Raw genomic sequence first — 19,595 nt, 5'->3', positions numbered from 1 at the left:
CGGCCTTTTGTTGATCAGGCCGTCTGAAAAGTGGAATCAAATCTTAAAACCAAGCTTAAAAGGTATAGCCTGTTTCCAATTCGTCATCGCCGACCAATTCGACCAGCAACGCATACAGCGGCGCCAAATCGTTGTAACGGCGGGATACGCGGCGCAAGTAGTTCAAGAAGCGCGGAATTTCAGGACGGTATTTGTCTTTGCCGTCGCGGTAGTACAGGCGGGCAAAAATACCGGCCACTTTCAAATGGCGTTGTACACCCATCCATTCAAACCAGCGGTAGAACTCGTCAAACTCGGCAGGCACAGGCAGCTGGGCGGCGCGTGCTTTTTCCCAGTAACGGATAACCAAGTCCAATACAAATTCTTCTTCCCATTCGATAAATGCATCGCGCAACAGCGACACCAAATCATAGGAAATCGGGCCGTAAAGCGCGTCTTGGAAGTCCAACACGCCCGGACGGCCTTTCGCCAACATTAAGTTGCGGACAATAAAGTCGCGATGAACATACACTTTGGGCTGCGCCAACAGGGGCGGCAACAGCGTATCAACAGTTTGCTGCCACAACTGGCGTTGTTTGAAGGTCAGCTCACGGCCCAATTCTTTAGCCACAAACCATTCGGGGAACAAGTTAATCTCGCGCAGCATGACTTCGCGGTCGTATTCCGGCAGTTTGCCGGGCTGGCTGGCCTTTTGCAGTTCGATCAGTTCGTCAATGGCTTCGAGCAGCAGGGCTTTATGGGCGGTTTCGCTGTTTTCCTGATTCATGGCGGTCAGGAATGTGGTATTGCCCAAATCGTTCAATACCATAAAGCCCAACGCTTCATCCACATGAAGCACTTGCGGTACATTGACCATGTTAAACAGTTTTTGCACTTTCAAATACGGCGCAACACTCATCTTCTCAGGAGGCGCGTCCATACAGATAACGGTCTGGCCGTCTGAAAACGTCGCGCGGAAATAGCGGCGGAAGTCGGCATCGGCTGCCGCAAAGCTCAATTCGAACGGCTGGTTCGGGTAAACAGACTCCAGCCAGTTTTGTAATTCGGTTTGTCGTTGCATAGCGGTATCGCAGAATTTCAGGTTACAATAACCGCTATTCTAACTGGCAAACCGATTTAAGGGGCGATTTTGGCTCGTTTATTTTCACTCAAACCCTTGGTACTCGCCTTAATTATGGGCTTTGGCGCAACAGCCGTGCGCGCGGAAGATGCTTCTGTTCCGCAGGCGGAAGACTATACCCCTGCCCACACCTCCGCATCCAAACCGGCAAAAACCAGCCAAAGCGAAGCCGATCCGCTTTCTTTGGGCAGCACTTGCCTGTTTTGCGACCACGAAGATGCCAAGCTGGCCGAAACCGCCGAAATCAAACGCAGCGGCGAGCCTGCCCTGCCTGCCGATTACACCCGCGTCAACGCCGATAAAATAGAAGGTCAGACCCAAGTCGGCGTCCGTGCCGAAGGCGACGTCATCGTTGAGCGCAATGCCGACGTTCTCAACGCCGATTGGGCGCAATACGACCAAGCCACCGATACCGTTACCGCCGGCGACCGCTTTACCCTATATCAAAACGGTTCGACCGTATCCGGCGACCAATTGGTTTACAACCTCAAAGACCAAACCGGTTCCGGCACTGCCGTGCGCCTCAATACCGAACAAGGCGGCCGCCGCCTTCAAAGTGTCAGCGAAAAAGCCGAACTCAAAGGCAAAGGCCTCTACAAACTCATCAATACCAAATTCAACACCTGTTCGCCCGGCGATGCCAGCTGGTATATCCAAGCGCAAAGCATTGAGGCCGATGAATCGACTGGTATCGGCGTGGCCAAACACGCTTCGCTCGTATTCGGCGGCGTATCCGTCCTCTACACGCCTTGGGCGGACTTCCCCATCAATGGCAACCGCAAAAGCGGCCTGCTCGTTCCGACCATTGCCACAGGTTCAGACGGCCTTGAGCTGAGCCTGCCCTACTACTTCAACCTTGCGCCGAATTTGGATGCCACCATCCGTCCGGGCATCATCAGCAAACGCGGCGTGCAACTGGGCGGCCAAGTCCGTTATCTGCAACCGAATTACAGCGGCGAAGTCGATGGCGACTGGATGCCGAACGACCAAAAAAGCGTCCACAACAACCGCTATCAGTTCAAATGGAAACACCAGCAGCAGCTGAACAGCAAAATCAGCGGCGGCATCAACTACAACCAAGTTTCTGACGACGATTACTACCGCGACTTCTACGGCCGCGAAGACATCGCGCGCAACGTCAACCTCGACCGTCAGGCATGGCTCAATTACAGCGAAAAACTGTTGGGCGGCAGCTTCGACGGCTCGTTGCGCGTACAAAAATATCAAACGCTGGCCAACCAAGACGGTTATAAAGACGAGCCTTATGCCATCATGCCCCGTCTGACCGGCCGTTGGCAAAGCCATATCGGCAAGGCTCAGCTTAACGTATTAGGCCAATTCACCCGCTTTGACCACGACACCAAGCAAGACGGCAGCCGCGTAGTACTCTACCCGAGCGTCAAATGGGATTTCCACAACCAATGGGGCTACATCCGGCCTAAAGTCGGCGTACATGCCACTTATTACAGCCTCAACAGTTTCAACGGTCAAAGCGGCCGCAATGTCAGCCGCGTCCTGCCGATTATCAACGTCGACAGCGGCCTGACCTTCGAGCGCAGGGCCCGTCTATTCGGCGGTAAATACCTGCAAACACTCGAACCGCGCCTGTTTTACAACTACATTCCGACCAAGTCCCAAAACGACCTGCCTAATTTCGACAGCTCCGAAAACAGCTTTACCTACTCGCAGCTGTTCCGCGAAAACCTGTATTCGGGCCACGACCGCATCAATTCGGCCAACAGCCTGACGCTGGCCACACAAAGCCGTATCCTCAACCCCAACACCGGTGCGGAACTCTTCCGTGCAGGTATCGGCCAGAAATTCTACTTCAAAAACGACAACGTCCTGCCTGACGGCAGCGTCAGCCGTTATCCGCGCAGCCAATCCGACTGGGTAGCCTTTGCACACGGCAACATTACCCCGAGCATCCGCATCGACTTGGACATCCACTACAACCAAAACCAAAGCCGTGCCGAAAGCTACGCCGCAGGGATTGCCTACAACCCCGAACCTGGCAAAGTCTTAAGCGCGCGCTATAAATACGGACGCAACGAGCGCATCTATCTGCAAGCCAACGGCGACTATTTCTACGACAGGCTCAGCCAAGTCGACCTTGCCGCCCAATGGCCGTTGAGTAAAAACCTGTACGCCGTTGCTCGTTACAACTACGAAATCGAAGCCAAAAAACCGCTGGAAATGCTCATCGGTGCAGAATACAAAAGCAACTGTGGCTGCTGGAGCGCAAGCTTGGTCGGCCAACGCTATGTTACCGGCGAAAACAGCCACAAAAACGCCGTATTCTTCAACCTCCAACTCAAAGACTTGAGCAATATCGGCAACAACCCATTCGAAAAACTCCGCTTAGCCATCCCCGGTTACAGCAAAACCAACGAGGTAGTCAAACAATGAACTTCAAACCCCTGATTCTCGTCGCCACACTCACTCTCGCAGTAGGCGCACACGCCGCCCCTAAAGCCAAAGCGACCAAAGCGCGTGCCAACAAAACCCCAGTCGTCAGCGCCACCACCATGCCTGCCGTACAAAGCGGCGTACATCTTTCAGACGGCATTGCCGCGGTTGTCGACAACGAAGTCATTACCCACCGCCAAGTAGCACAAGCCGTAGCGCAAGCGCGTCAAACCATGCCTAAAGGCACACAAATGGACGCCAACGAGCTGCGCCAACAAGTTTTGGCACAAATGATCAACCAATCCCTGATCCTCCAAGCAGGCAAACGCCGCAACATCCAAGCGACCGATAGCGAAATCGAAGCCGTTATCGCGCACAACCCCAACATCAAAAATCCGTCTGCCGCCGTCCGTCAAGACATCGCCGACAGCATTATTGTTGAAAAAGTGCGCCAACAAGCCATCATGCAAAACAGCCGCGTGAGCGACTCCGAAGTGGCACGCTACATCGAGCAGGCCAAACAACAAGGCGTAACCCTGCCTGAAGCAGACCCTGTGCGCCAATACCATGCCCAACACATCCTCATTAAAGCCGACAACGACAATGCCGCCGTCGGCGCAGAAAGCACCATCCGCAAAATCTACTCACAAGCCCGCAGCGGCGCAGATTTCGGCGGTTTGGCACGCCAATACTCGCAAGACAGCAGCGCCGGCAATGGCGGCGATTTGGGCTGGTTTGCCGACGGCATGATGGTTGCCCCGTTTGAAGAAGCCGTCCACAAACTCAAACCCGGCCAAATCAGCGCCCCTGTCCGCACCCAATTCGGCTGGCACATCATCAAGCTGAACGACGTCCGCGAAGCAGGTACGCCTGAAGAGCGCCAACAAAACGCCGTCCGCCAATACCTGTCCCAACAAAAAGCACAACAGGCGACCACCAACCTCCTGCGCGAACTGCACAGCAGCTCATACGTTGACGTACGCTAATCGCGCGTATTGTTAAAAAGGCAGAAATCCGTACAATAAGGCCGTCTGAAATCCATTGTTCAGACGGCCTTTTCTCCTTTTCCTCACGCAACCCATTGATTAAAGCACCCCATCATGCCCATCTGTCCCAACTGGCAAACCGCCACCCTGCTGCAAGCCGAAGAAACCTCCGTTACCTCCGCCCACACCGGCCGCACCTACCGCATTCAAGCCGCGGTACTCGGCGAGCGTCCGGCTGGCGGCTATCCCGTGCTGTATATTCTTGACGGAGATGCCTTTTTCCCCGCCATCCTCAATATGGCGCAATCCCTGCTCATCAACCCCATCACCAAAAGCCATGCCGCCTGTCTGATTGTCGGTATCGGCTACACCGGCGGCACCATCCGCGACTTAAGCCAACGCGCACTCGACTACACGCCGCCGCTGCCCGACAGCGCGCCCGAATCCGAACGCAAACAATACGGCCAAGCCGACCGCTTCAGCCGCTTTATCGATGACGAACTCTCCGCCCTGCTCGACAGCAAATACCGCATCGATACCCAAAACCAAGCCATCTTCGGCCATTCGTTCGGCGCACTGTACGGCCTCTATTCCCTGTTCACCCGTCCCGAACGATTCCGCCATTATTTGCTGGTTTCGCCGTCTATCTGGTGGCAAGACCGCCGCGTACTTGATTGGCTGCCCGACACTTTGCCGCAAGGAATCGGCATCCGCCTCGGCGCAGGCGAGCATGAAGGCAGAAACAACCGTCCCGACCAAACCAGCCGCGGCATGGTCGCACAAGCCAAAATCCTTGCCGGCACTTTGCACCACCTCGGCGCAGATGTCCGCTTCACCCTCTACCCCAACGCCAATCACGGCAACGCCCCGTTTTACGCCCTGACCGACTGCATCGAATATTTGCGCAACGCATGGCAGCGTTGAAGCAGGTTTGCCAAACATCGAGGCCGTCTGAAACGCAAACTTAGAAGCGTATTGAACCTATTGGATCAATTTTAAACCCTCTAAGATCCAATTATAAAAAGGCCGTCTGAAATCTATTGTTCAGACGGCCTTTGATATACGGTTTGCCAATCAGCCATTATCCCTGCTTTTTCCATTCCAAAGCCAAATCATATAGCGCCTTTTTATTCTCGCCGGTAATCTTGGCGGCAAGCTCGGCGGCTTGTTTGGTCGGCAACTCGGCCACAAGGATTTTCATGGTATTTTGCGCCGCCTCGGGCAAATCGCTGTGTTTCTCTTTCACCGCAGGGTGCAACACCAGTACCATCTCGCCACGCGTTTGATTGCTGTCGTTTTTAAGGGCGGCTTGGATTTCGGTAACCGTGCCGCTGAGAAAGGTTTCAAACGTTTTGGTGATTTCGCGCGCCAAAGTCAAACGGCGTTCGGGGAACTGCGCGGCCATATCCGCAAGGCTTGCCTCGATGCGGTGCGGCGTTTCAAACATCACAATCGGAAAATCGGCTTCCGCCCATTTGGCCAACAGCTTTTGACGTTCGCCGGCCTTAGGCGGCAGGAAACCGTTGAAATAAAAATCGGATTCCGTCACACCTGCCACGCTCAATGCCCCCATGACCGCGCTTGCGCCGACCACAGGCACCACTTTAAATCCGGCTTCGCGCACGCGGGCGGCAAGTTTCGCACCGGGATCGCAAACCGCAGGCGTGCCCGCATCCGAAACTTGGGCGACGCTCAGGCCGTCTGAAAGATGGGCGATGATTTTATCGGCCATTTGCTGCTCGTTGTGTTCGCGCACGCTCACGAGTTTGCCCTGAATGCCGTACGCACTCAAAAGCTGGGCGGTAACACGGGTGTCCTCGGCGCAGATAATATCGGCCTTTTGCAGAACAGCCAGTGCGCGCAGCGTTATGTCGGCTAAATTGCCGATGGGTGTGGCGACAACGTATAATGTCTGTTTTTCGATGCTGTCGACGGCTTTTTGCAGGTGTTTTGTGTACATAGATTCAAGGCCGTCTGAAACGGCGTCTCTTTAAAAACAATGATTATATAACGGGTAAACTTTTCATGCGCTTAAACCACAAACAGGGGGCGGCGGCCGAAGATGCGGCGCTGGCATTCCTGCTGGGCAAAGGCTGCTCGCTGCTGGCGCGGAACTGGCATTGCGCCTACGGCGAAATCGATTTAATCGTCAAAAACGGCGGTACGATTGTGTTTGTTGAAGTAAAATACCGCAAAAACCGAGGTTTCGGTGGTGCCGCATACAGCATCTCTCCGTCCAAATTATTGAAATTGCAACGAAGTGTAGAGTATTATCTGCAAAAGCACGGGTTAAACCATGCGCCCTGCCGCCTGGATGCAGTACTGATTGAGGGCGACGGCCAACCCGAATGGATTCAAAATATTACAGGTTAACCTCATGACAACATTACAAGAACGCGTTTCCGCGCATTTTGCCGAGAGCATCCGCGCCAAGCAGGAAGCCGAAAAAGTACTGGTCGAGCCGACCGTACAGGCTGCCGAGCTGATGCTGCAATGCCTGATGAACGACGGCAAAATCCTGGCCTGCGGCAACGGCGGTTCGGCTGCCGACGCGCAGCACTTCGCCGCAGAAATGACCGGCCGTTTTGAAAAAGAACGCATGGAATTGGCCGCTGTCGCGCTGACGACAGACACTTCCGCCCTGACCGCCATCGGCAACGACTACGGTTTCGACCATGTATTCAGCAAACAAGTGCGCGCGCTCGGACGTGCCGGCGACGTATTGGTCGGCATCTCCACTTCCGGCAATTCCGCCAACGTCATCGAAGCCATCAAAGCGGCACACGAACGCGACATGCACGTCATCGCCATGACCGGCCGCGACGGCGGAAAAATCGCCGCCATGCTCAAAGATACTGACGTTTTGCTCAACGTCCCTTATCCGCGCACTGCCCGCATTCAGGAAAACCATATTTTGCTGATTCACGCCATGTGCGACTGCATCGACTCCGTCCTGCTTGAAGGCATGTAACCCTTTCTTTTCAGACGGCCCATCCCTTAAAGGCCGTCTGAACACCCAACCGTCCATACCCAAGGAAAAGGATATGAAGAATATCAAACGCTACGCCCTCCCCGTTCTGACTGCGACCCTCTTAAGCCTGAGTCTGAGCGGCTGCGTCGGCGCACTGATCGGCGGTGCAGCCGTCGGCACCAAATCCGCCGTCGACCGCCGCACCACCGGCGCGCAAACCGACGACAACGTTATGGCACTGCGCGTCGAAACCACCGCACGCTCCTACCTGCGCCAAAACAACCAAGTCGAAGGCTACAAACCCAAACTGAACGTTGTCGGCTACAACCGCCACCTGCTCCTGCTCGGCCAAGTGGCTACCGAAGGCGAAAAACAATTTGTTGAACGCATCGCCCGTTCCGAACAAGCCGCAGAAGGCGTGTACAACTACATCACCGTTGCCTCACAAGCGCGTTCGCTCGGCGACGTGACCAACGATACTTGGGGTACATCCAAAGTCCGCGCCTCCCTGTTGGGCCTCAGCCCGGCCACCCAAGCACGCGTCAAAATCGTGACTTACGGCAACGTGACCTATGTGATGGGCATCCTCACGCCTGACGAACAAGCCCGCGTGACCCAAAAAGTCAGCACGACCGTCGGCGTACAAAAAGTCGTGACCCTCTATCAAAACTACGTTGCCAACTGATTCACAGGCAACCCGGGGCCGTCTGAATATTCAGACGGCCATTCCTCCAACGATTACCCGACCCATCATGTCCAAGAATAATAAAACCCCTTTCCAACTTAAGCCCAAACACCTAATCCGCGCTTTATTCCTTGTCAGCTTTATCGCCGTCGCAGCCCTTGTTGCCGGCGTATTCAGCACCCTACACTCCGGTAAAACCGACGTACCCGAAAAAAGCCCTGCCGAACAAACCGACACACGCATTGAAGTTTGGCGCCCCAACGGCACAGTCGAACCTGAAACCGTTCAGCCTGCCAAGGACGGCGACGCAAAAACTGCCTCCGGCAATCCTGTCGTCCCACAAAATGAAAAAGGTGAAAAAGCGGAAGAAGGTGTAAAAAACGACCGCGCCGCTGCACACCGCGGCAAACGCACAGAAAACAAACGCACTGAAGCCGACAAATCAGAAAACACACCATCCAACAACAGCAGCCCTGCCGCTCAAAACAAACCTAAAGCAGACAGCCAGCCGGTAGAAAACAAAGCCGCAAGCAACAAACCTGCCGCACAAGCGGTAGAAAACAAACCGGAAAAAGCCAAAGCCCCCGAGTCCAAACCGACTCCGAAAGCCGAGCCTGGGGCAAAACCACAAGCCAAACCGCGCAATAAAGACAATCTCGACAACCTGTTTTAAACAGACGGCACACCCGTCCCGTTCAGACGGCCTCCATGCCGTCTGAAACAAGAAGGAAACCTCATGAACGAAGTCATCATCAAAACCCCCGAAGAAATCGAAAAAATGCGCGAACTCGGCCGCTTGGTCGCCGAAGCCCTCGATTACATCGGCCAATTCGTCAAACCCGGCGTCACCACCAACGAAATCGACAAACTCGTTTACGACTACCACGTCAACGTTCAAGGCGGTTATCCAGCTCCCCTCAACTACGGCAACCCGCCCTACCCGAAATCCTGTTGCACCTCCGTCAACCACGTCATCTGCCATGGCATTCCCGACGACAAGCCGCTGAAAGAAGGCGACATCGTCAACATCGACCTGACCATTAAAAAAGACGGTTTCCACGGTGACTCCAGCCGTATGTTTACCGTCGGCAAAGTCTCCCCGATTGCCCAACGCCTGATCGACGTGACCCACGCCTCCATGATGGCGGGTATAGAAGCGGTCAAACCCGGCGCCACCCTCGGCGACGTCGGCTATGCCTGCCAACAGGTTGCCGAAAATGCCGGCTACTCCGTCGTGCAGGAATTCTGCGGACACGGCATCGGCCGCGGCTTCCACGAAGCACCTCAAGTAGTCCACTACGGCCGCAAAGGTGAGGGCCTCGTCCTCAAACCGGGCATGATTTTTACCATCGAGCCGATGATCAACCAAGGCAAACGCCATCTGCGCATCCTGAACGACGGTTGGACAGTGGTTACCAAAGACCGCTCCCTCTCCGCCCAATGGGAACACGAAGTTTTGGTTACCGAAACCGGCTACGAAATCCTCACCATCAGCCCTGCCAGCGGTAAGCCTTAACCTTGAAAAAACCTTCAGGCCGTCTGAAAACATAGATTCAGACGGCCTGAAGTTTATTCGCATTCTCAATCTAGAAAACCGAATAAAAACTCGAAATTAAGTTTTCACCCAAATTGAATTGTTTAATTATGTAAAAATTTGCTTACGCCATATTTAAGATAAGCGCATAATTTAATGATTTATATAATGAAAATTTACTGAAATAATGAATTAAGAAATATTTACACAAATTATGGCAGACAGCGGAAAACTTCTTTCGAATATACTGTCTAATTATCTAGATCAGTCATTTGCAATACGCCCACATATCACCCCAAAAGCCTACAGGAAAGGGATGCCGGCATTCTTGCAGACCCATTTTTATGCCTAGAGGCATGCAACAAATACCACAATAAGGAAGATTCATGAAATCGTTCGAAAAAATTGAAAACATCCGCGATATCCGTAAAAAACTCGGCCTGAACCAAATGGACTTCTGGAGCCGCATTGGTGTGACTCAATCCGGCGGTTCCCGTTACGAATCTGGCCGCAATATGCCTAAACCTGTACGCGAATTGCTGCGTTTGGTACACATCGAGCGCGTAGATTTGGCTAAAGTTAACCGTGACGACTTGGCCGTTGCTTCCCTGCTGAAAAACCGCGACCCTGAGTTGTACGCTTCTCTGAAAAGAGAAGCCAAAGCCGACAAAGGTAAATAATCAAACTATTCAAAAGGCCGTCTGAAACTCGTTTTCAGACGGCCTTTTTACTTTCTACACCCTAAGGGCATGTCTGCATACATGCCCTTTTTCATTTACGGCTGATACTGTTTGAAATAGTCCAACACGATTTGTGGCAGCCATTGCAGATTCAGACGGCCTTGATCGCGGCTGACAAAACCGACATGCCCGCCGTATGCCGGTTGCAGCAGCGTAACGGCCGAGGACACGTCCCGCCCGGTCGGCAGGGCTTCTGGCGGCAGGAAAGGGTCATTGACGGCATTGAGCAGCAGTAACGGCGTACCCACGCCTTTCAGGAACGGTTTGCAGGAATTACGGCGGTAGTAATCGTGGCGGTCGGCAAAACCATGTAGCGGCGCGGTAAAGCGGTCGTCAAAATCGCCAAGCGTTTTGCAGTTTTGCTGGCTTAAGGCCGTCTGAAACTGAGGAATCGCCTGGGCTTTCGGCAACAGCGAATTTAAAAAATAGCGCGTGTAAATCAGTCGCGTCATGCCCTGATCAAATCGCGTACCGGCCGCTACGGCATCAACCGGCGCGGAAACGACGGCAGATGCGCGTGGAACGGCATTGCTGCCCTGCTCACCCAAATATTTGGCCAGGGCATTGCCCCCAAAAGAAACGCCGACAGCGTAGATGGTTGAATAGCGTCGGGCCAGTGTGTTGAGCATAAAGGCGATTTCGGGCGTATCGCCGAGGTGGTAGAACACGGGCGCGGTGTTTTCTATACCGCCGCAACTGCGGAAATGGGCAACCACGCCGTTCCAACCGCGCTGCTGCACGGCTTTCATCAGCTCGACTGCGTAATGACTCTCGCTGCTGCCTTCCAGTCCGTGGAACAAAACCACCAACGGCGCATCAGGATTGGCGCTGTCGACAAAATCGTAGGCAACTTGGGTTTTGCCGGTACTGTCGGGCAGAAGCTCGCGGCGGTAGTCGGGCGCCTTGCCTTGCAGCAGCTTGGCAAACAGAGTATCGGCATGGCCGTTCCTGAGCCAATAAGGCGTGTTGGGTGAACGTGTATTCATGATTTATTTCTTCTATTTTTCAGACGGCCTGAAGATGATCATATACACCAGCAATGCAGTCAGCGTGCCGTTTGTCCAGCCTGCCCAAACGTCGGTGGGATAATGCACGCCCAAATAAATGCGTGAAAACCCGGTCAACAGGGCAAAGGAAATACCACCTATCCAAGCGGCGCGGCGGTAGCGCGTGCGGCGGCAAAGCAATATCAGCATGACGGCAATGGCGGCGGAAAACGTACTGTGGCCGCTGGGAAAGGAAAAATTGCTCTCTTCAATCAGGCGCGGCCAAAGCAGCGGACGTTCGCGGGCAAACCATACCTTCACAATCAGCATGTTCAAAGTCGGCACCAATGCCGCCAACACGCAAAACAGCGCTTCGCGCTTCTTATCGGCAAAATACAGGGCGGCGGCAACCGCGCCGATCAGCGGCACGGCAATCGCGGTTTTGCCCAGATAGTGCAACACGGTGGCAATCGGATCAAACCATGTGCCCGCATGGGCATGGACGGCGTGCATCAGCGGCGGCTCAAAAGCAAAGCCGCCATATTGCGCCAGCCAAATGCCGATGATGAGAGTCGGCGGTAAAAACAGCAAAGAGGCAAAAATCAGTGCGCGTCTGGATTGGGCCGGGGATAAGTGCATTATTCCACCGTTTCTTTCAAAGTCGCGCCAATCGCCTGCAAACCCTGCAACGCATCTTCCCACGCCGCATCCAGCAAGCGGCAGGCCTCACCTTCCGCCTTGATACCGAATTCGATATGCGGCGGAGTATAACGGCCGTCTGAATCGGTACGGCCCACGGTGGGCAGGCTGTAAGAACGGACACCGGCGTAGGTATGTTCAAGATGTTCCATAATCGGCGTAATGCGCGACTCGGGTTGGTCGAACACATACACGCTGCGGCTGCCGCGTTCGGTTTGGTTGAAGCGGTCGGCGTAATAAGTTTCCAATACCCATTCCGCCATCGGGTGCGCCATCACGGGGAAACCGGGGAAGAAATAATGCTCGCGGATGGAAAATCCGGCGATGTTGTTAAACGGATTGGGCACCAATTCCGCGCCTTCGGGAAAATCCGCCATTTTCAGACGCTGGGCGTGTTCGGGAGCGTCAAGCGGCTCGCCGCGTTTAAGGGTAACGCCTTCGATGAACTTGGCGGCTTCGGGATGGCGGACGACGGGCAAATCCAAAGCGGCGGCGGCCGCTTGACGGGTATGGTCGTCAGGCGTAGAGCCGATGCCGCCGGTAACGAAAGTCGGCAGGCCGTCTGAAAAGCTGCGGCGCAGTTGTTTGACCAACAAATCAGGTTCGTCGGGCAGATATTGCACTTGATTGAGCTTCAGCCCGCGCGATTCCAGCAGGGATTTGAAAAAGGCGAAATGCTTGTCTTGGCGGCTGCCGTGCAGGATTTCGTCACCGATGATGATGAGGTTGAAAGTGTTCATAAATGAGGTTTCTTCTTGGAGGCCGTCTGAAAATCTTCAGACGGCCTCACGGCTGACAATATGCTCCATTTATAAGATAATGGAACCCGTTTTTCAAGTCTGAAGGAAGAATTCTCCATGAGCCACAACCACACTATCCTGCAACACCTCCCCATCGGTCAAAAAGTCGGCATCGCCTTCTCCGGCGGCCTTGATACCTCTGCCGCGCTGTTGTGGATGAAACTCAAAGGCGCGCTGCCTTATGCCTACACCGCCAACCTCGGCCAGCCCGACGAAGACGACTACAACGCCATTCCCAAAAAAGCGATGGAATACGGTGCGGAAAACGCCCGCTTAATCGACTGCCGCGCGCAGTTGGCACAGGAAGGCATCGCCGCCATCCAATGCGGCGCGTTCCACGTTTCCACCGGCGGCATCGCCTATTTCAACACCACGCCTTTGGGCCGCGCCGTGACCGGCACCATGCTCGTTTCCGCCATGAAAGAAGACGACGTCAACATCTGGGGCGACGGCAGCACCTACAAAGGCAACGACATCGAGCGTTTCTACCGCTACGGCCTCTTGACCAATCCCGCGCTGAAAATCTACAAACCTTGGCTCGACCAACAATTTATCGACGAACTCGGCGGCCGCCACGAAATGAGCGAATTTCTGATTGCCAACGGCTTCAACTACAAAATGTCGGTGGAGAAAGCCTACTCCACCGATTCCAATATGCTCGGCGCAACGCATGAAGCCAAAGACTTGGAGTTCCTCAACAGCGGCATCAAAATCGTCAAACCCATCATGGGCGTTGCCTTCTGGGACGAAAACGTCGAAGTCAAACCCGAAGAAGTCAGCGTACGCTTTGAAGAGGGCGTGCCGGTTGCATTGAACGGCAAAGAATACGCCGACCCCGTCGAACTCTTCCTCGAAGCCAACCGCATCGGCGGCCGTCACGGCTTGGGCATGAGCGACCAAATCGAAAACCGCATCATCGAAGCCAAATCGCGCGGCATCTACGAAGCCCCGGGCATGGCGTTGTTCCACATCGCCTACGAACGCTTGGTAACCGGCATCCACAACGAGGACACCATCGAACAATACCGCATCAACGGCTTGCGCCTCGGACGCCTGCTCTACCAAGGCCGCTGGTTCGACAGCCAAGCCCTCATGTTGCGCGAAACCGCCCAACGCTGGGTCGCCAAAGCCATCACCGGCGAAGTCACCCTCGAGCTGCGCCGCGGCAACGACTACTCAATTCTGAACACCGAATCGCCTAACCTGACCTACCAACCCGAACGCCTGAGTATGGAAAAAGTCGAAGACGCCGCGTTCACACCGCTCGACCGCATCGGCCAGCTCACCATGCGCAACCTCGACATCACCGACACCCGCGCCAAACTGGGTATCTACTCGCAAAGCGGTTTGCTGTCGCTGGGCGAAGGATCGGTATTGCCGCAGTTGGGTAATAAGAAATAAAGCAACCCTGCCATTTGGGACCGTTTCAAACGGGAAAGGTCGTCTGAAATTTAGTTTTCAGACGACCTTTCTATTTTTCCTCAGATTAGATGGATATTTTATGTTTAATTTTGTAAATCAACATCTTAGATAAAGACAACCTCGCACCGACCTCTGCCATGGATCAAGTACAAAACTTTGTACTCGGCGGCATCATCGGCGGCGTGATTTACAGCGACAGCGTCGGCCTGCTGCAATTTTTCCTCGTACTGATTTTGTGGACGCTATTGGTATCGAGCCTGAAATTCATCAAAAACCACAACCGCTGGATCAAATCCGTAATTGACGGCAAATCCGTTTGGACCATCGTCAACGGCGAAGTCCAAGCAGAAGAATGTATGAAAAACGGCATCAGCGCACACGACCTCATGTTCAAACTCCGCGCCGCCGGCATCTACGAAATCTCTGCCGTCAAACGCGCCGTGATGGAACAAAACGGCCAGCTCGCCGTCATTAAGTACGGCGACGAAAGCCTGCGCTATCCACTGATTACAGACGGCCAAGTCGACACCGACATCCTCGAAATCATTAAGCGTGATGAAGAATGGCTGCAACAGGAACTCGACCGCCTCCACCTTGAAGCGTCGCAAGTCTATATCGGCGAATACATAGACGGAAAATTGGTGGCACACCGTTATCCTTCTTGATTTGAAATAAGCAGGCCGTCTGAAACTTCGGTTTCAGACGGCCTTTTTGCATTCAACTCAAACACTGATCTTTTAATCGCGGTATTCAAACCTTGCACCCAAAAATTGAGCCAACGCAGAGACGTGGGAATGCCGGGGATCTTTGACGGCGGTCAGCAACAGGATATTGCCGTGTTGCCGCTCCAAATCCAGCAACTGCTTGATGGCGGCCTGCTCGGTATCGCCATGTAACTCTTCATAATAACGACTGACAAAACCGTCGAAATTTTGAGCCGGATTTTCGTGATACCAGCGGCGCAGGTTTGCACTGGGCGTAATGTCTTTCAGCCAAAGTGCAGTAGCGAAAACCTCTTTGCAGATACCGCGCGGATAGAGGCGGTCGATAAAGACGGCGGTCTGCTCGGGATTCGGTTGATAAGCGTAAATGCGTTGTACGGTAAACATTATGTCTGCCTTCAAATCGATTCAGGCCGTCTGAAAATTCAGACGGCCTGATGTTTTTAGGGTTTAAAACAGTTTTTTGACTTCGGCTTCGATATCGTCGGCTCGCATAAAGGTTTCGCCGATCAGGAAAGTATGCACGCCGTGGCTGCGCATGAAATCAACGTCTTCTTTGTTGCGAATGCCGCTTTCGGTTACAACGGTTTTGCCGTTCAATTCAGGCAAGAGGTCGAGGGTTTGTTGCAGGGTTACTTCAAACGTACGCAGGTTGCGGTTGTTGACGCCCCACAACGGCGTGGTCATGTTGCGGCATTTTTCCAGCTCGGACGCATCGTGCAATTCCAACAATACAGTCATGCCCAATTCGTGGGCCACGGCTTCAAAACGCTCAAGCTGCCCGGCTTCCAAGGCGGCGGCAATCAGAAGAACCGCATCCGCACCCCACGCACGCGCTTGATAGATTTGATATTCGTCGATGATGAAATCTTTACGCAAGACCGGCAACGCCACGGCTGCACGCGCCTGTTTCAAATACTCGGGCGAGCCTTGGAAATAAGGTTCGTCCGTCAACACGGACAAACAGGCCGCACCTGCTTTTTCATAGGCAACGGCGATTTCGGCAGGATGAAAATCAGGACGGATCAGGCCTTTGCTCGGGCTGGCTTTTTTGACTTCGGCAATAATGGCAGGCAGATTCTGCGCATGTTTTTCACGGATCGAGCCGATAAAGCTGCGAACAGGCGCGGCAGCCTGCGCTTGGGCTTTGATGTCTTCCAAGGAAACGGCGGCTTTTTGGGCGGCCACTTCTTCTGCTTTGGTGGCAAGGATTTTGTTGAGAATATCGGTCATGGCGTTTTTCTATTGGGGCTGATTTTCGGGTTTGAATCATGCAACATGCTGCCGCAGATTAGATTTCAGACGGCCTGAATGCCGCTATTTTAATGGTTTGAAAAAAGGCGGGCAAGAATGCCCGCCTTTGTGTCTGCTTTAATTTAGTGATGGATACCCAAAACAGTCGCGTTGTGGCTGATGATTTCGTCCGCCAAAGTCGGATTGTCGTTCAGCTTGATACCGTAGCCAGGCACCAATTCTTTCAGACGGCCTGACCATGCCTCGATACGACCTGGGAAGCATTGGTTGACCAGCTTAATCATCAAAGGCACGGCGGTTGATGCGCCTGGGGACGCACCCAGCAATGCGGCCAGCGAGCCGTCGGCATGGGCGACGATTTCGGTACCGAATTGGAGTACGCCGCCTTTTTTCGGGTCTTTTTTGATGATTTGTACGCGTTGACCGGCGGTAATCAGTTCCCAATTGTCAGGATTGGCTTCCGGATAATACTCTAAGAGCGAATTAAAGCGTTCTTCTTTGGTTTTACGCAATTCGCCCAAGAGATATTTGGTCAGCGGCATATTAGCCCAACCGGCGCGGAGCATAGGATAGAGGTTGTCCATTTGGATGGACATCGGCAGATCCATGAGCGAGCCTTGTTTGAGGAAGTTGGGGCGGAAGCCTGCATATGGACCGAACATCAGATGACGTTCACCGTTCACATTGCGGGTATCCAAGTGTGGAACGGACATAGGAGGCGCGCCAACAGAAGCTTGACCGTACACTTTGGCATTGTGTTGGGAAACGGTTTCAGGATTGCTGTTGCGGAAGAACAGGCCGGAAACAGGGAAGCCGCCATAACCTTTGCCTTCCGGAATACCGGATTTTTGCAGTAGGGTCAGTGCGCCGCCGCCTGCGCCGAGGAACACAAAACGGCTGCGGAGGGTCAAATGGTCTTCATGGTTTTCAGTGTTGCAGGTTTTGAGTACCCATGCGCCGTCAGATTCGCGTTTGATGTCTTCAACATGGCGGTTGAATTCCATTTTCACGCCTTTTTCGCGCAGATATTGCACCATTTGGCGGGTCAGATTACCGAAATCAACGTCCGTACCTTCGGCGGAGTAGTTGGCGGCAATGGGTTGGCTTTCATCACGACCGTTGACAACCAGTGGCGCCCATTCGGCGATTTTAGCGCGGTCAGTAGAAAACTCCATTTTTTCAAAGAGTTTTTGGTTTTTGAATACGTCGAAACGTTTTTGCAGATAACTGCAATGGTCGGCGTTCATCACAAGCGACATATGGGGGACGGAATTGATGAAAGTGCGGTCGGTCAGTTTGCCTTCTTCGACCAAAGTCGCCCAAAATTGGCGGCTGATATGGAATTGTTCGGCAATATTGAGGGCGCGGGTCGGATCGATCGTGCCGTCGGCAGTCAGAGGCGCATAGTTCAATTCGCACAGCGCAGAGTGTCCCGTACCGGCATTGTTCCATGCATTTGATGATTCCAACGCTACATCTTCCAAGCGTTCGATCAGGGTGATTTCCCAAGATGGTTCGAGTTCTTTGAGCAATACGCCCAAAGTGGCGCTCATAATGCCGCCGCCTACTAATACGACATCGGTTGCTTCAGCCATGGTTTTACTCCTACTAAAGTCAGGCATGGTTTGCCTTGTGGTTATCTATCATTATAAACAACTGATTTCAGAGGAATTATTTTTTGGTTTTGTTGTGTGTGAAACTTTTTGCCTGCTGAGTTTCCGAGCGTAAATGGCGGAAGGCAGTTTCGGTTTGGGTTCCAGATTTCAGGTCTTTATAATATGTTATTAAGAATTTAGTAGATTTTACGGAGAAATGCAAAGATTTTCTGTTCGGTTCATATAAAAATAATAGATTAGGCCGTCTGAAAACGTTTTCTCACCCTTTATCTACCAATATTTGCCAAGAAAAAATAATTTTTCATTTCTTTTTTAATTGACTGTTTTTGTCAGCAATTTCGGCGTCAGACTAACGTGAATCAACCGCCGATCTGCTATCATTTCAACTTATTTCCCCAAGGCAAGCCGCCATGTACCTGACTCAAGAAAAGCCCTACCGCCCCCTATTGGTCGCACTGATGTTCCTCACCCTGCCGCTGGCGATGATATTGCACAATATCGTGCAAATCGCCTTTTCAGACGGCCAAGGGCTGCTGATAACGGTCAAAGATGGCGCGTGGGCATGGCAAAGCGGTTGGCAGGATTCCGTCGCATGGTTTGTCTGCGGCATGTTTGCCTTCCTCAACCTGCCGATTGCCGGCGGACTGACCAAGCTGGCGTATAAAAAAATGATGCGCCGGCATTCGCGTTACGCCATCTTCCTTGCCGGTGTCGCAGCGTGTGCCTCGGCGGCGGCAGGTTTGATTTTTGAAGCCATCTTAGGCAATGTCGCATTGGCCGGTATGCGCGGGCAAGGCGTGTTCTATTACACCCTCTCGGTATGGATCATCGCCATGCTGACCCTGCCCAAACAGCTCACGCGCGCGCCGGAGCAGCCCATCGTCTTTCACAAGATGAAACGTTGATTCAACAGGCACAAACATTTTCAGACGGCATGCTTTCCGTTACCATTACATCCAACGCGTTTTAACCAATAAGGAATAACAAATGAATCAGGCGCAACAGCTCCGCGACGGCATACAGGCACTGGGTTTGGACATCGACGAAGCCAAACAGGCCAAACTGCTAGACTATGCCGCCCTGCTGCAAAAGTGGAACAAAACCTACAACCTGACCGCCCTGCGCGATCCCGCCCAAACCGTCAGCCATCATCTGCTCGACAGCCTGACCCTCCTGCCCTATATCGAACACGCGCAAACCATGCTCGACGTCGGCTCCGGCGGCGGACAGCCCGGCATACCCACCGCCATCTGCCGTCCCGACCTCGACATCACCCTCCTCGATGCCAACACCAAAAAAACCGCCTTTCTGCAACAAGCCGTCATCGAACTCGGCCTTAAAAACGTCCGCGTTATCAGCGGCCGCGTAGAAGCTGCCGCCGACTGCCGCGCCGACGTCATCACCAGCCGCGCCTTTGCCGAACTCGCCGACTTCGTCAACTGGACCGAGCACCTCCTCAAAGACGGCGGCTACTGGGCAGCCATGAAAGGCGTATACCCACAAGAAGAAATCGACAAACTGCCCGAAAGCGTCGCCGTCGAAAAAGTCGAAGCATTGCACGTCCCCCAACTCAATGCCGAACGCCATATCGTCATCATCCGCAAAAAGGCCGTCTGAAAACAACCCAAGCATACCGAATAACGGTACAATC

The 19,595-nt window shown here is 53.4% G+C and carries 21 protein-coding genes; 13 read left to right on the top strand and 8 right to left on the bottom strand.

All coding sequences use genetic code 11. The features are described from left to right. Positions 1-55: 55 nt before the first annotated feature. Entirely contained in the window at positions 56-1,060 is a 1,005-nt protein-coding gene (gene amgK / locus O3660_RS07990; protein ID WP_004520257.1) for an N-acetylmuramate/N-acetylglucosamine kinase AmgK, read from the bottom strand. Positions 1,061-1,129: 69 nt separating this feature from the next. Between amgK and O3660_RS07985 the strand changes: the two genes are divergently transcribed. The 3 genes from O3660_RS07985 (at position 1,130) to O3660_RS07975 (ending at position 5,439) form a co-directional block, all read left to right on the top strand. Further along, positions 1,130-3,529, top strand: a complete 2,400-nt coding sequence (locus tag O3660_RS07985) for an LPS-assembly protein LptD (RefSeq protein ID WP_371464809.1) — start codon at positions 1,130-1,132, stop codon at positions 3,527-3,529. Next, entirely contained in the window at positions 3,526-4,515 is a 990-nt protein-coding gene (locus tag O3660_RS07980; protein ID WP_049352679.1) for a peptidylprolyl isomerase, read from the top strand. The genes O3660_RS07985 and O3660_RS07980 overlap by 4 nt, the downstream gene beginning before the upstream one ends. Positions 4,516-4,629: 114 nt before the next feature. Continuing rightward, complete coding sequence (locus tag O3660_RS07975) at positions 4,630-5,439, top strand: alpha/beta hydrolase (RefSeq protein WP_049352675.1); 810 nt, start codon at positions 4,630-4,632, stop codon at positions 5,437-5,439. Positions 5,440-5,596: 157 nt separating this feature from the next. Here O3660_RS07975 and rsmI read toward each other — a convergent pair whose 3' ends face one another. Next, positions 5,597-6,475 carry a 16S rRNA (cytidine(1402)-2'-O)-methyltransferase gene (gene rsmI, locus O3660_RS07970; protein ID WP_049352673.1) on the bottom strand — a complete coding sequence of 293 codons (879 nt, stop codon included), beginning with the start codon at positions 6,473-6,475 and terminating at the stop codon, positions 5,597-5,599. A gap of 65 nt (positions 6,476-6,540) precedes the next feature. Between rsmI and O3660_RS07965 the strand changes: the two genes are divergently transcribed. From O3660_RS07965 to O3660_RS07940, 6 genes are all read left to right on the top strand, one after another. Continuing rightward, the gene (locus tag O3660_RS07965; RefSeq protein WP_003680646.1) at positions 6,541-6,888 is read left to right on the top strand and encodes a YraN family protein; all 348 of its coding nucleotides are present in this window, start codon (positions 6,541-6,543) and stop codon (positions 6,886-6,888) included. 4 nt (positions 6,889-6,892) lie between these two features. Beyond that, positions 6,893-7,486, top strand: a complete 594-nt coding sequence (locus O3660_RS07960) for a phosphoheptose isomerase (protein ID WP_003680645.1) — start codon at positions 6,893-6,895, stop codon at positions 7,484-7,486. 73 nt (positions 7,487-7,559) lie between these two features. Further along, positions 7,560-8,171, top strand: coding sequence for a BON domain-containing protein (locus tag O3660_RS07955; RefSeq protein ID WP_049329280.1), 612 nt, complete (start codon positions 7,560-7,562; stop codon positions 8,169-8,171). A 67-nt stretch (positions 8,172-8,238) separates the two neighbouring features. Then, complete coding sequence (locus O3660_RS07950) at positions 8,239-8,844, top strand: hypothetical protein (protein ID WP_049352671.1); 606 nt, start codon at positions 8,239-8,241, stop codon at positions 8,842-8,844. A 63-nt stretch (positions 8,845-8,907) separates the two neighbouring features. Then, complete coding sequence (gene map / locus O3660_RS07945; protein ID WP_003683983.1) at positions 8,908-9,687, top strand: type I methionyl aminopeptidase; 780 nt, start codon at positions 8,908-8,910, stop codon at positions 9,685-9,687. A 404-nt stretch (positions 9,688-10,091) separates the two neighbouring features. Beyond that, complete coding sequence (locus O3660_RS07940; RefSeq protein WP_049352669.1) at positions 10,092-10,385, top strand: DNA-binding transcriptional regulator; 294 nt, start codon at positions 10,092-10,094, stop codon at positions 10,383-10,385. 95 nt (positions 10,386-10,480) lie between these two features. On the opposite strand, the gene O3660_RS07935 is transcribed toward O3660_RS07940, so the two are convergent. Genes O3660_RS07935 through O3660_RS07925 form a run of 3 tightly spaced genes read right to left on the bottom strand, consistent with a single transcriptional unit; the run spans position 10,481 to position 12,870 of the window. Beyond that, complete coding sequence (locus O3660_RS07935) at positions 10,481-11,431, bottom strand: YheT family hydrolase (protein WP_371464807.1); 951 nt, start codon at positions 11,429-11,431, stop codon at positions 10,481-10,483. A 12-nt stretch (positions 11,432-11,443) separates the two neighbouring features. Continuing rightward, positions 11,444-12,070: a phosphatase PAP2 family protein gene (locus tag O3660_RS07930; RefSeq protein ID WP_049352665.1), complete on the bottom strand. Its 627-nt coding sequence runs from the start codon at positions 12,068-12,070 to the stop codon at positions 11,444-11,446. Continuing rightward, on the bottom strand, positions 12,070-12,870 hold the full coding sequence (locus O3660_RS07925) for a competence/damage-inducible protein A (RefSeq protein WP_049352663.1): 801 nt from the start codon (positions 12,868-12,870) through the stop codon (positions 12,070-12,072). Before O3660_RS07925 ends, O3660_RS07930 begins: the two co-directional genes overlap by 1 nt. A gap of 117 nt (positions 12,871-12,987) precedes the next feature. Here O3660_RS07925 and argG point away from each other — a divergent pair, with 117 nt between their 5' ends. Both argG and O3660_RS07915 read left to right on the top strand, forming a co-directional pair. Then, the gene (gene argG / locus O3660_RS07920) at positions 12,988-14,331 is read left to right on the top strand and encodes an argininosuccinate synthase (protein WP_049352662.1); all 1,344 of its coding nucleotides are present in this window, start codon (positions 12,988-12,990) and stop codon (positions 14,329-14,331) included. A 116-nt stretch (positions 14,332-14,447) separates the two neighbouring features. Continuing rightward, the gene (locus O3660_RS07915; protein ID WP_371464812.1) at positions 14,448-15,017 is read left to right on the top strand and encodes a DUF421 domain-containing protein; all 570 of its coding nucleotides are present in this window, start codon (positions 14,448-14,450) and stop codon (positions 15,015-15,017) included. A 72-nt stretch (positions 15,018-15,089) separates the two neighbouring features. Here O3660_RS07915 and O3660_RS07910 read toward each other — a convergent pair whose 3' ends face one another. From O3660_RS07910 to O3660_RS07900, 3 genes are all read right to left on the bottom strand, one after another. After that, complete coding sequence (locus tag O3660_RS07910; protein ID WP_049352661.1) at positions 15,090-15,461, bottom strand: DUF488 family protein; 372 nt, start codon at positions 15,459-15,461, stop codon at positions 15,090-15,092. A 63-nt stretch (positions 15,462-15,524) separates the two neighbouring features. Continuing rightward, positions 15,525-16,307 (bottom strand): indole-3-glycerol phosphate synthase TrpC, encoded by a 783-nt coding sequence (gene trpC / locus O3660_RS07905; protein ID WP_049352659.1) that lies wholly within the window; start codon positions 16,305-16,307, stop codon positions 15,525-15,527. 143 nt (positions 16,308-16,450) lie between these two features. After that, on the bottom strand, positions 16,451-17,923 hold the full coding sequence (locus tag O3660_RS07900) for a malate:quinone oxidoreductase (protein ID WP_049352657.1): 1,473 nt from the start codon (positions 17,921-17,923) through the stop codon (positions 16,451-16,453). A gap of 431 nt (positions 17,924-18,354) precedes the next feature. Between O3660_RS07900 and O3660_RS07895 the strand changes: the two genes are divergently transcribed. Next, positions 18,355-18,849, top strand: coding sequence for a hypothetical protein (locus tag O3660_RS07895; protein ID WP_049352655.1), 495 nt, complete (start codon positions 18,355-18,357; stop codon positions 18,847-18,849). A gap of 82 nt (positions 18,850-18,931) precedes the next feature. Further along, positions 18,932-19,561 (top strand): 16S rRNA (guanine(527)-N(7))-methyltransferase RsmG, encoded by a 630-nt coding sequence (gene rsmG / locus O3660_RS07890; protein WP_036493627.1) that lies wholly within the window; start codon positions 18,932-18,934, stop codon positions 19,559-19,561. Positions 19,562-19,595: the final 34 nt, after the last annotated feature.

This window comes from Neisseria sp. 27098_8_139 (assembly GCF_041433195.1).
In the GTDB taxonomy this organism is placed as follows: domain Bacteria; phylum Pseudomonadota; class Gammaproteobacteria; order Burkholderiales; family Neisseriaceae; genus Neisseria; species Neisseria subflava.
The sequence above is the reverse complement of the archived record's forward strand: the minus strand, read 5'-3'. Positions and strand labels throughout refer to the sequence as shown.

Excerpts from the sequence above, each read along its gene's own strand:
- amgK (WP_004520257.1), bottom strand. The coding sequence starts at position 1,060 with ATGCAACGACAAACCGAATTACAAAACTGGCTGGAGTCTGTTTACCCG.
- O3660_RS07980 (WP_049352679.1), top strand. The coding sequence starts at position 3,526 with ATGAACTTCAAACCCCTGATTCTCGTCGCCACACTCACTCTCGCAGTA.
- O3660_RS07975 (WP_049352675.1), top strand. The coding sequence starts at position 4,630 with ATGCCCATCTGTCCCAACTGGCAAACCGCCACCCTGCTGCAAGCCGAA.
- rsmI (WP_049352673.1), bottom strand. The coding sequence starts at position 6,475 with ATGTACACAAAACACCTGCAAAAAGCCGTCGACAGCATCGAAAAACAG.
- O3660_RS07965 (WP_003680646.1), top strand. The coding sequence starts at position 6,541 with ATGCGCTTAAACCACAAACAGGGGGCGGCGGCCGAAGATGCGGCGCTG.
- O3660_RS07960 (WP_003680645.1), top strand. The coding sequence starts at position 6,893 with ATGACAACATTACAAGAACGCGTTTCCGCGCATTTTGCCGAGAGCATC.
- O3660_RS07955 (WP_049329280.1), top strand. The coding sequence starts at position 7,560 with ATGAAGAATATCAAACGCTACGCCCTCCCCGTTCTGACTGCGACCCTC.
- O3660_RS07950 (WP_049352671.1), top strand. The coding sequence starts at position 8,239 with ATGTCCAAGAATAATAAAACCCCTTTCCAACTTAAGCCCAAACACCTA.
- map (WP_003683983.1), top strand. The coding sequence starts at position 8,908 with ATGAACGAAGTCATCATCAAAACCCCCGAAGAAATCGAAAAAATGCGC.
- O3660_RS07940 (WP_049352669.1), top strand. The coding sequence starts at position 10,092 with ATGAAATCGTTCGAAAAAATTGAAAACATCCGCGATATCCGTAAAAAA.
- O3660_RS07935 (WP_371464807.1), bottom strand. The coding sequence starts at position 11,431 with ATGAATACACGTTCACCCAACACGCCTTATTGGCTCAGGAACGGCCAT.
- O3660_RS07930 (WP_049352665.1), bottom strand. The coding sequence starts at position 12,070 with ATGCACTTATCCCCGGCCCAATCCAGACGCGCACTGATTTTTGCCTCT.
- O3660_RS07925 (WP_049352663.1), bottom strand. The coding sequence starts at position 12,870 with ATGAACACTTTCAACCTCATCATCATCGGTGACGAAATCCTGCACGGC.
- argG (WP_049352662.1), top strand. The coding sequence starts at position 12,988 with ATGAGCCACAACCACACTATCCTGCAACACCTCCCCATCGGTCAAAAA.
- O3660_RS07910 (WP_049352661.1), bottom strand. The coding sequence starts at position 15,461 with ATGTTTACCGTACAACGCATTTACGCTTATCAACCGAATCCCGAGCAG.
- trpC (WP_049352659.1), bottom strand. The coding sequence starts at position 16,307 with ATGACCGATATTCTCAACAAAATCCTTGCCACCAAAGCAGAAGAAGTG.
- O3660_RS07900 (WP_049352657.1), bottom strand. The coding sequence starts at position 17,923 with ATGGCTGAAGCAACCGATGTCGTATTAGTAGGCGGCGGCATTATGAGC.
- O3660_RS07895 (WP_049352655.1), top strand. The coding sequence starts at position 18,355 with ATGTACCTGACTCAAGAAAAGCCCTACCGCCCCCTATTGGTCGCACTG.
- rsmG (WP_036493627.1), top strand. The coding sequence starts at position 18,932 with ATGAATCAGGCGCAACAGCTCCGCGACGGCATACAGGCACTGGGTTTG.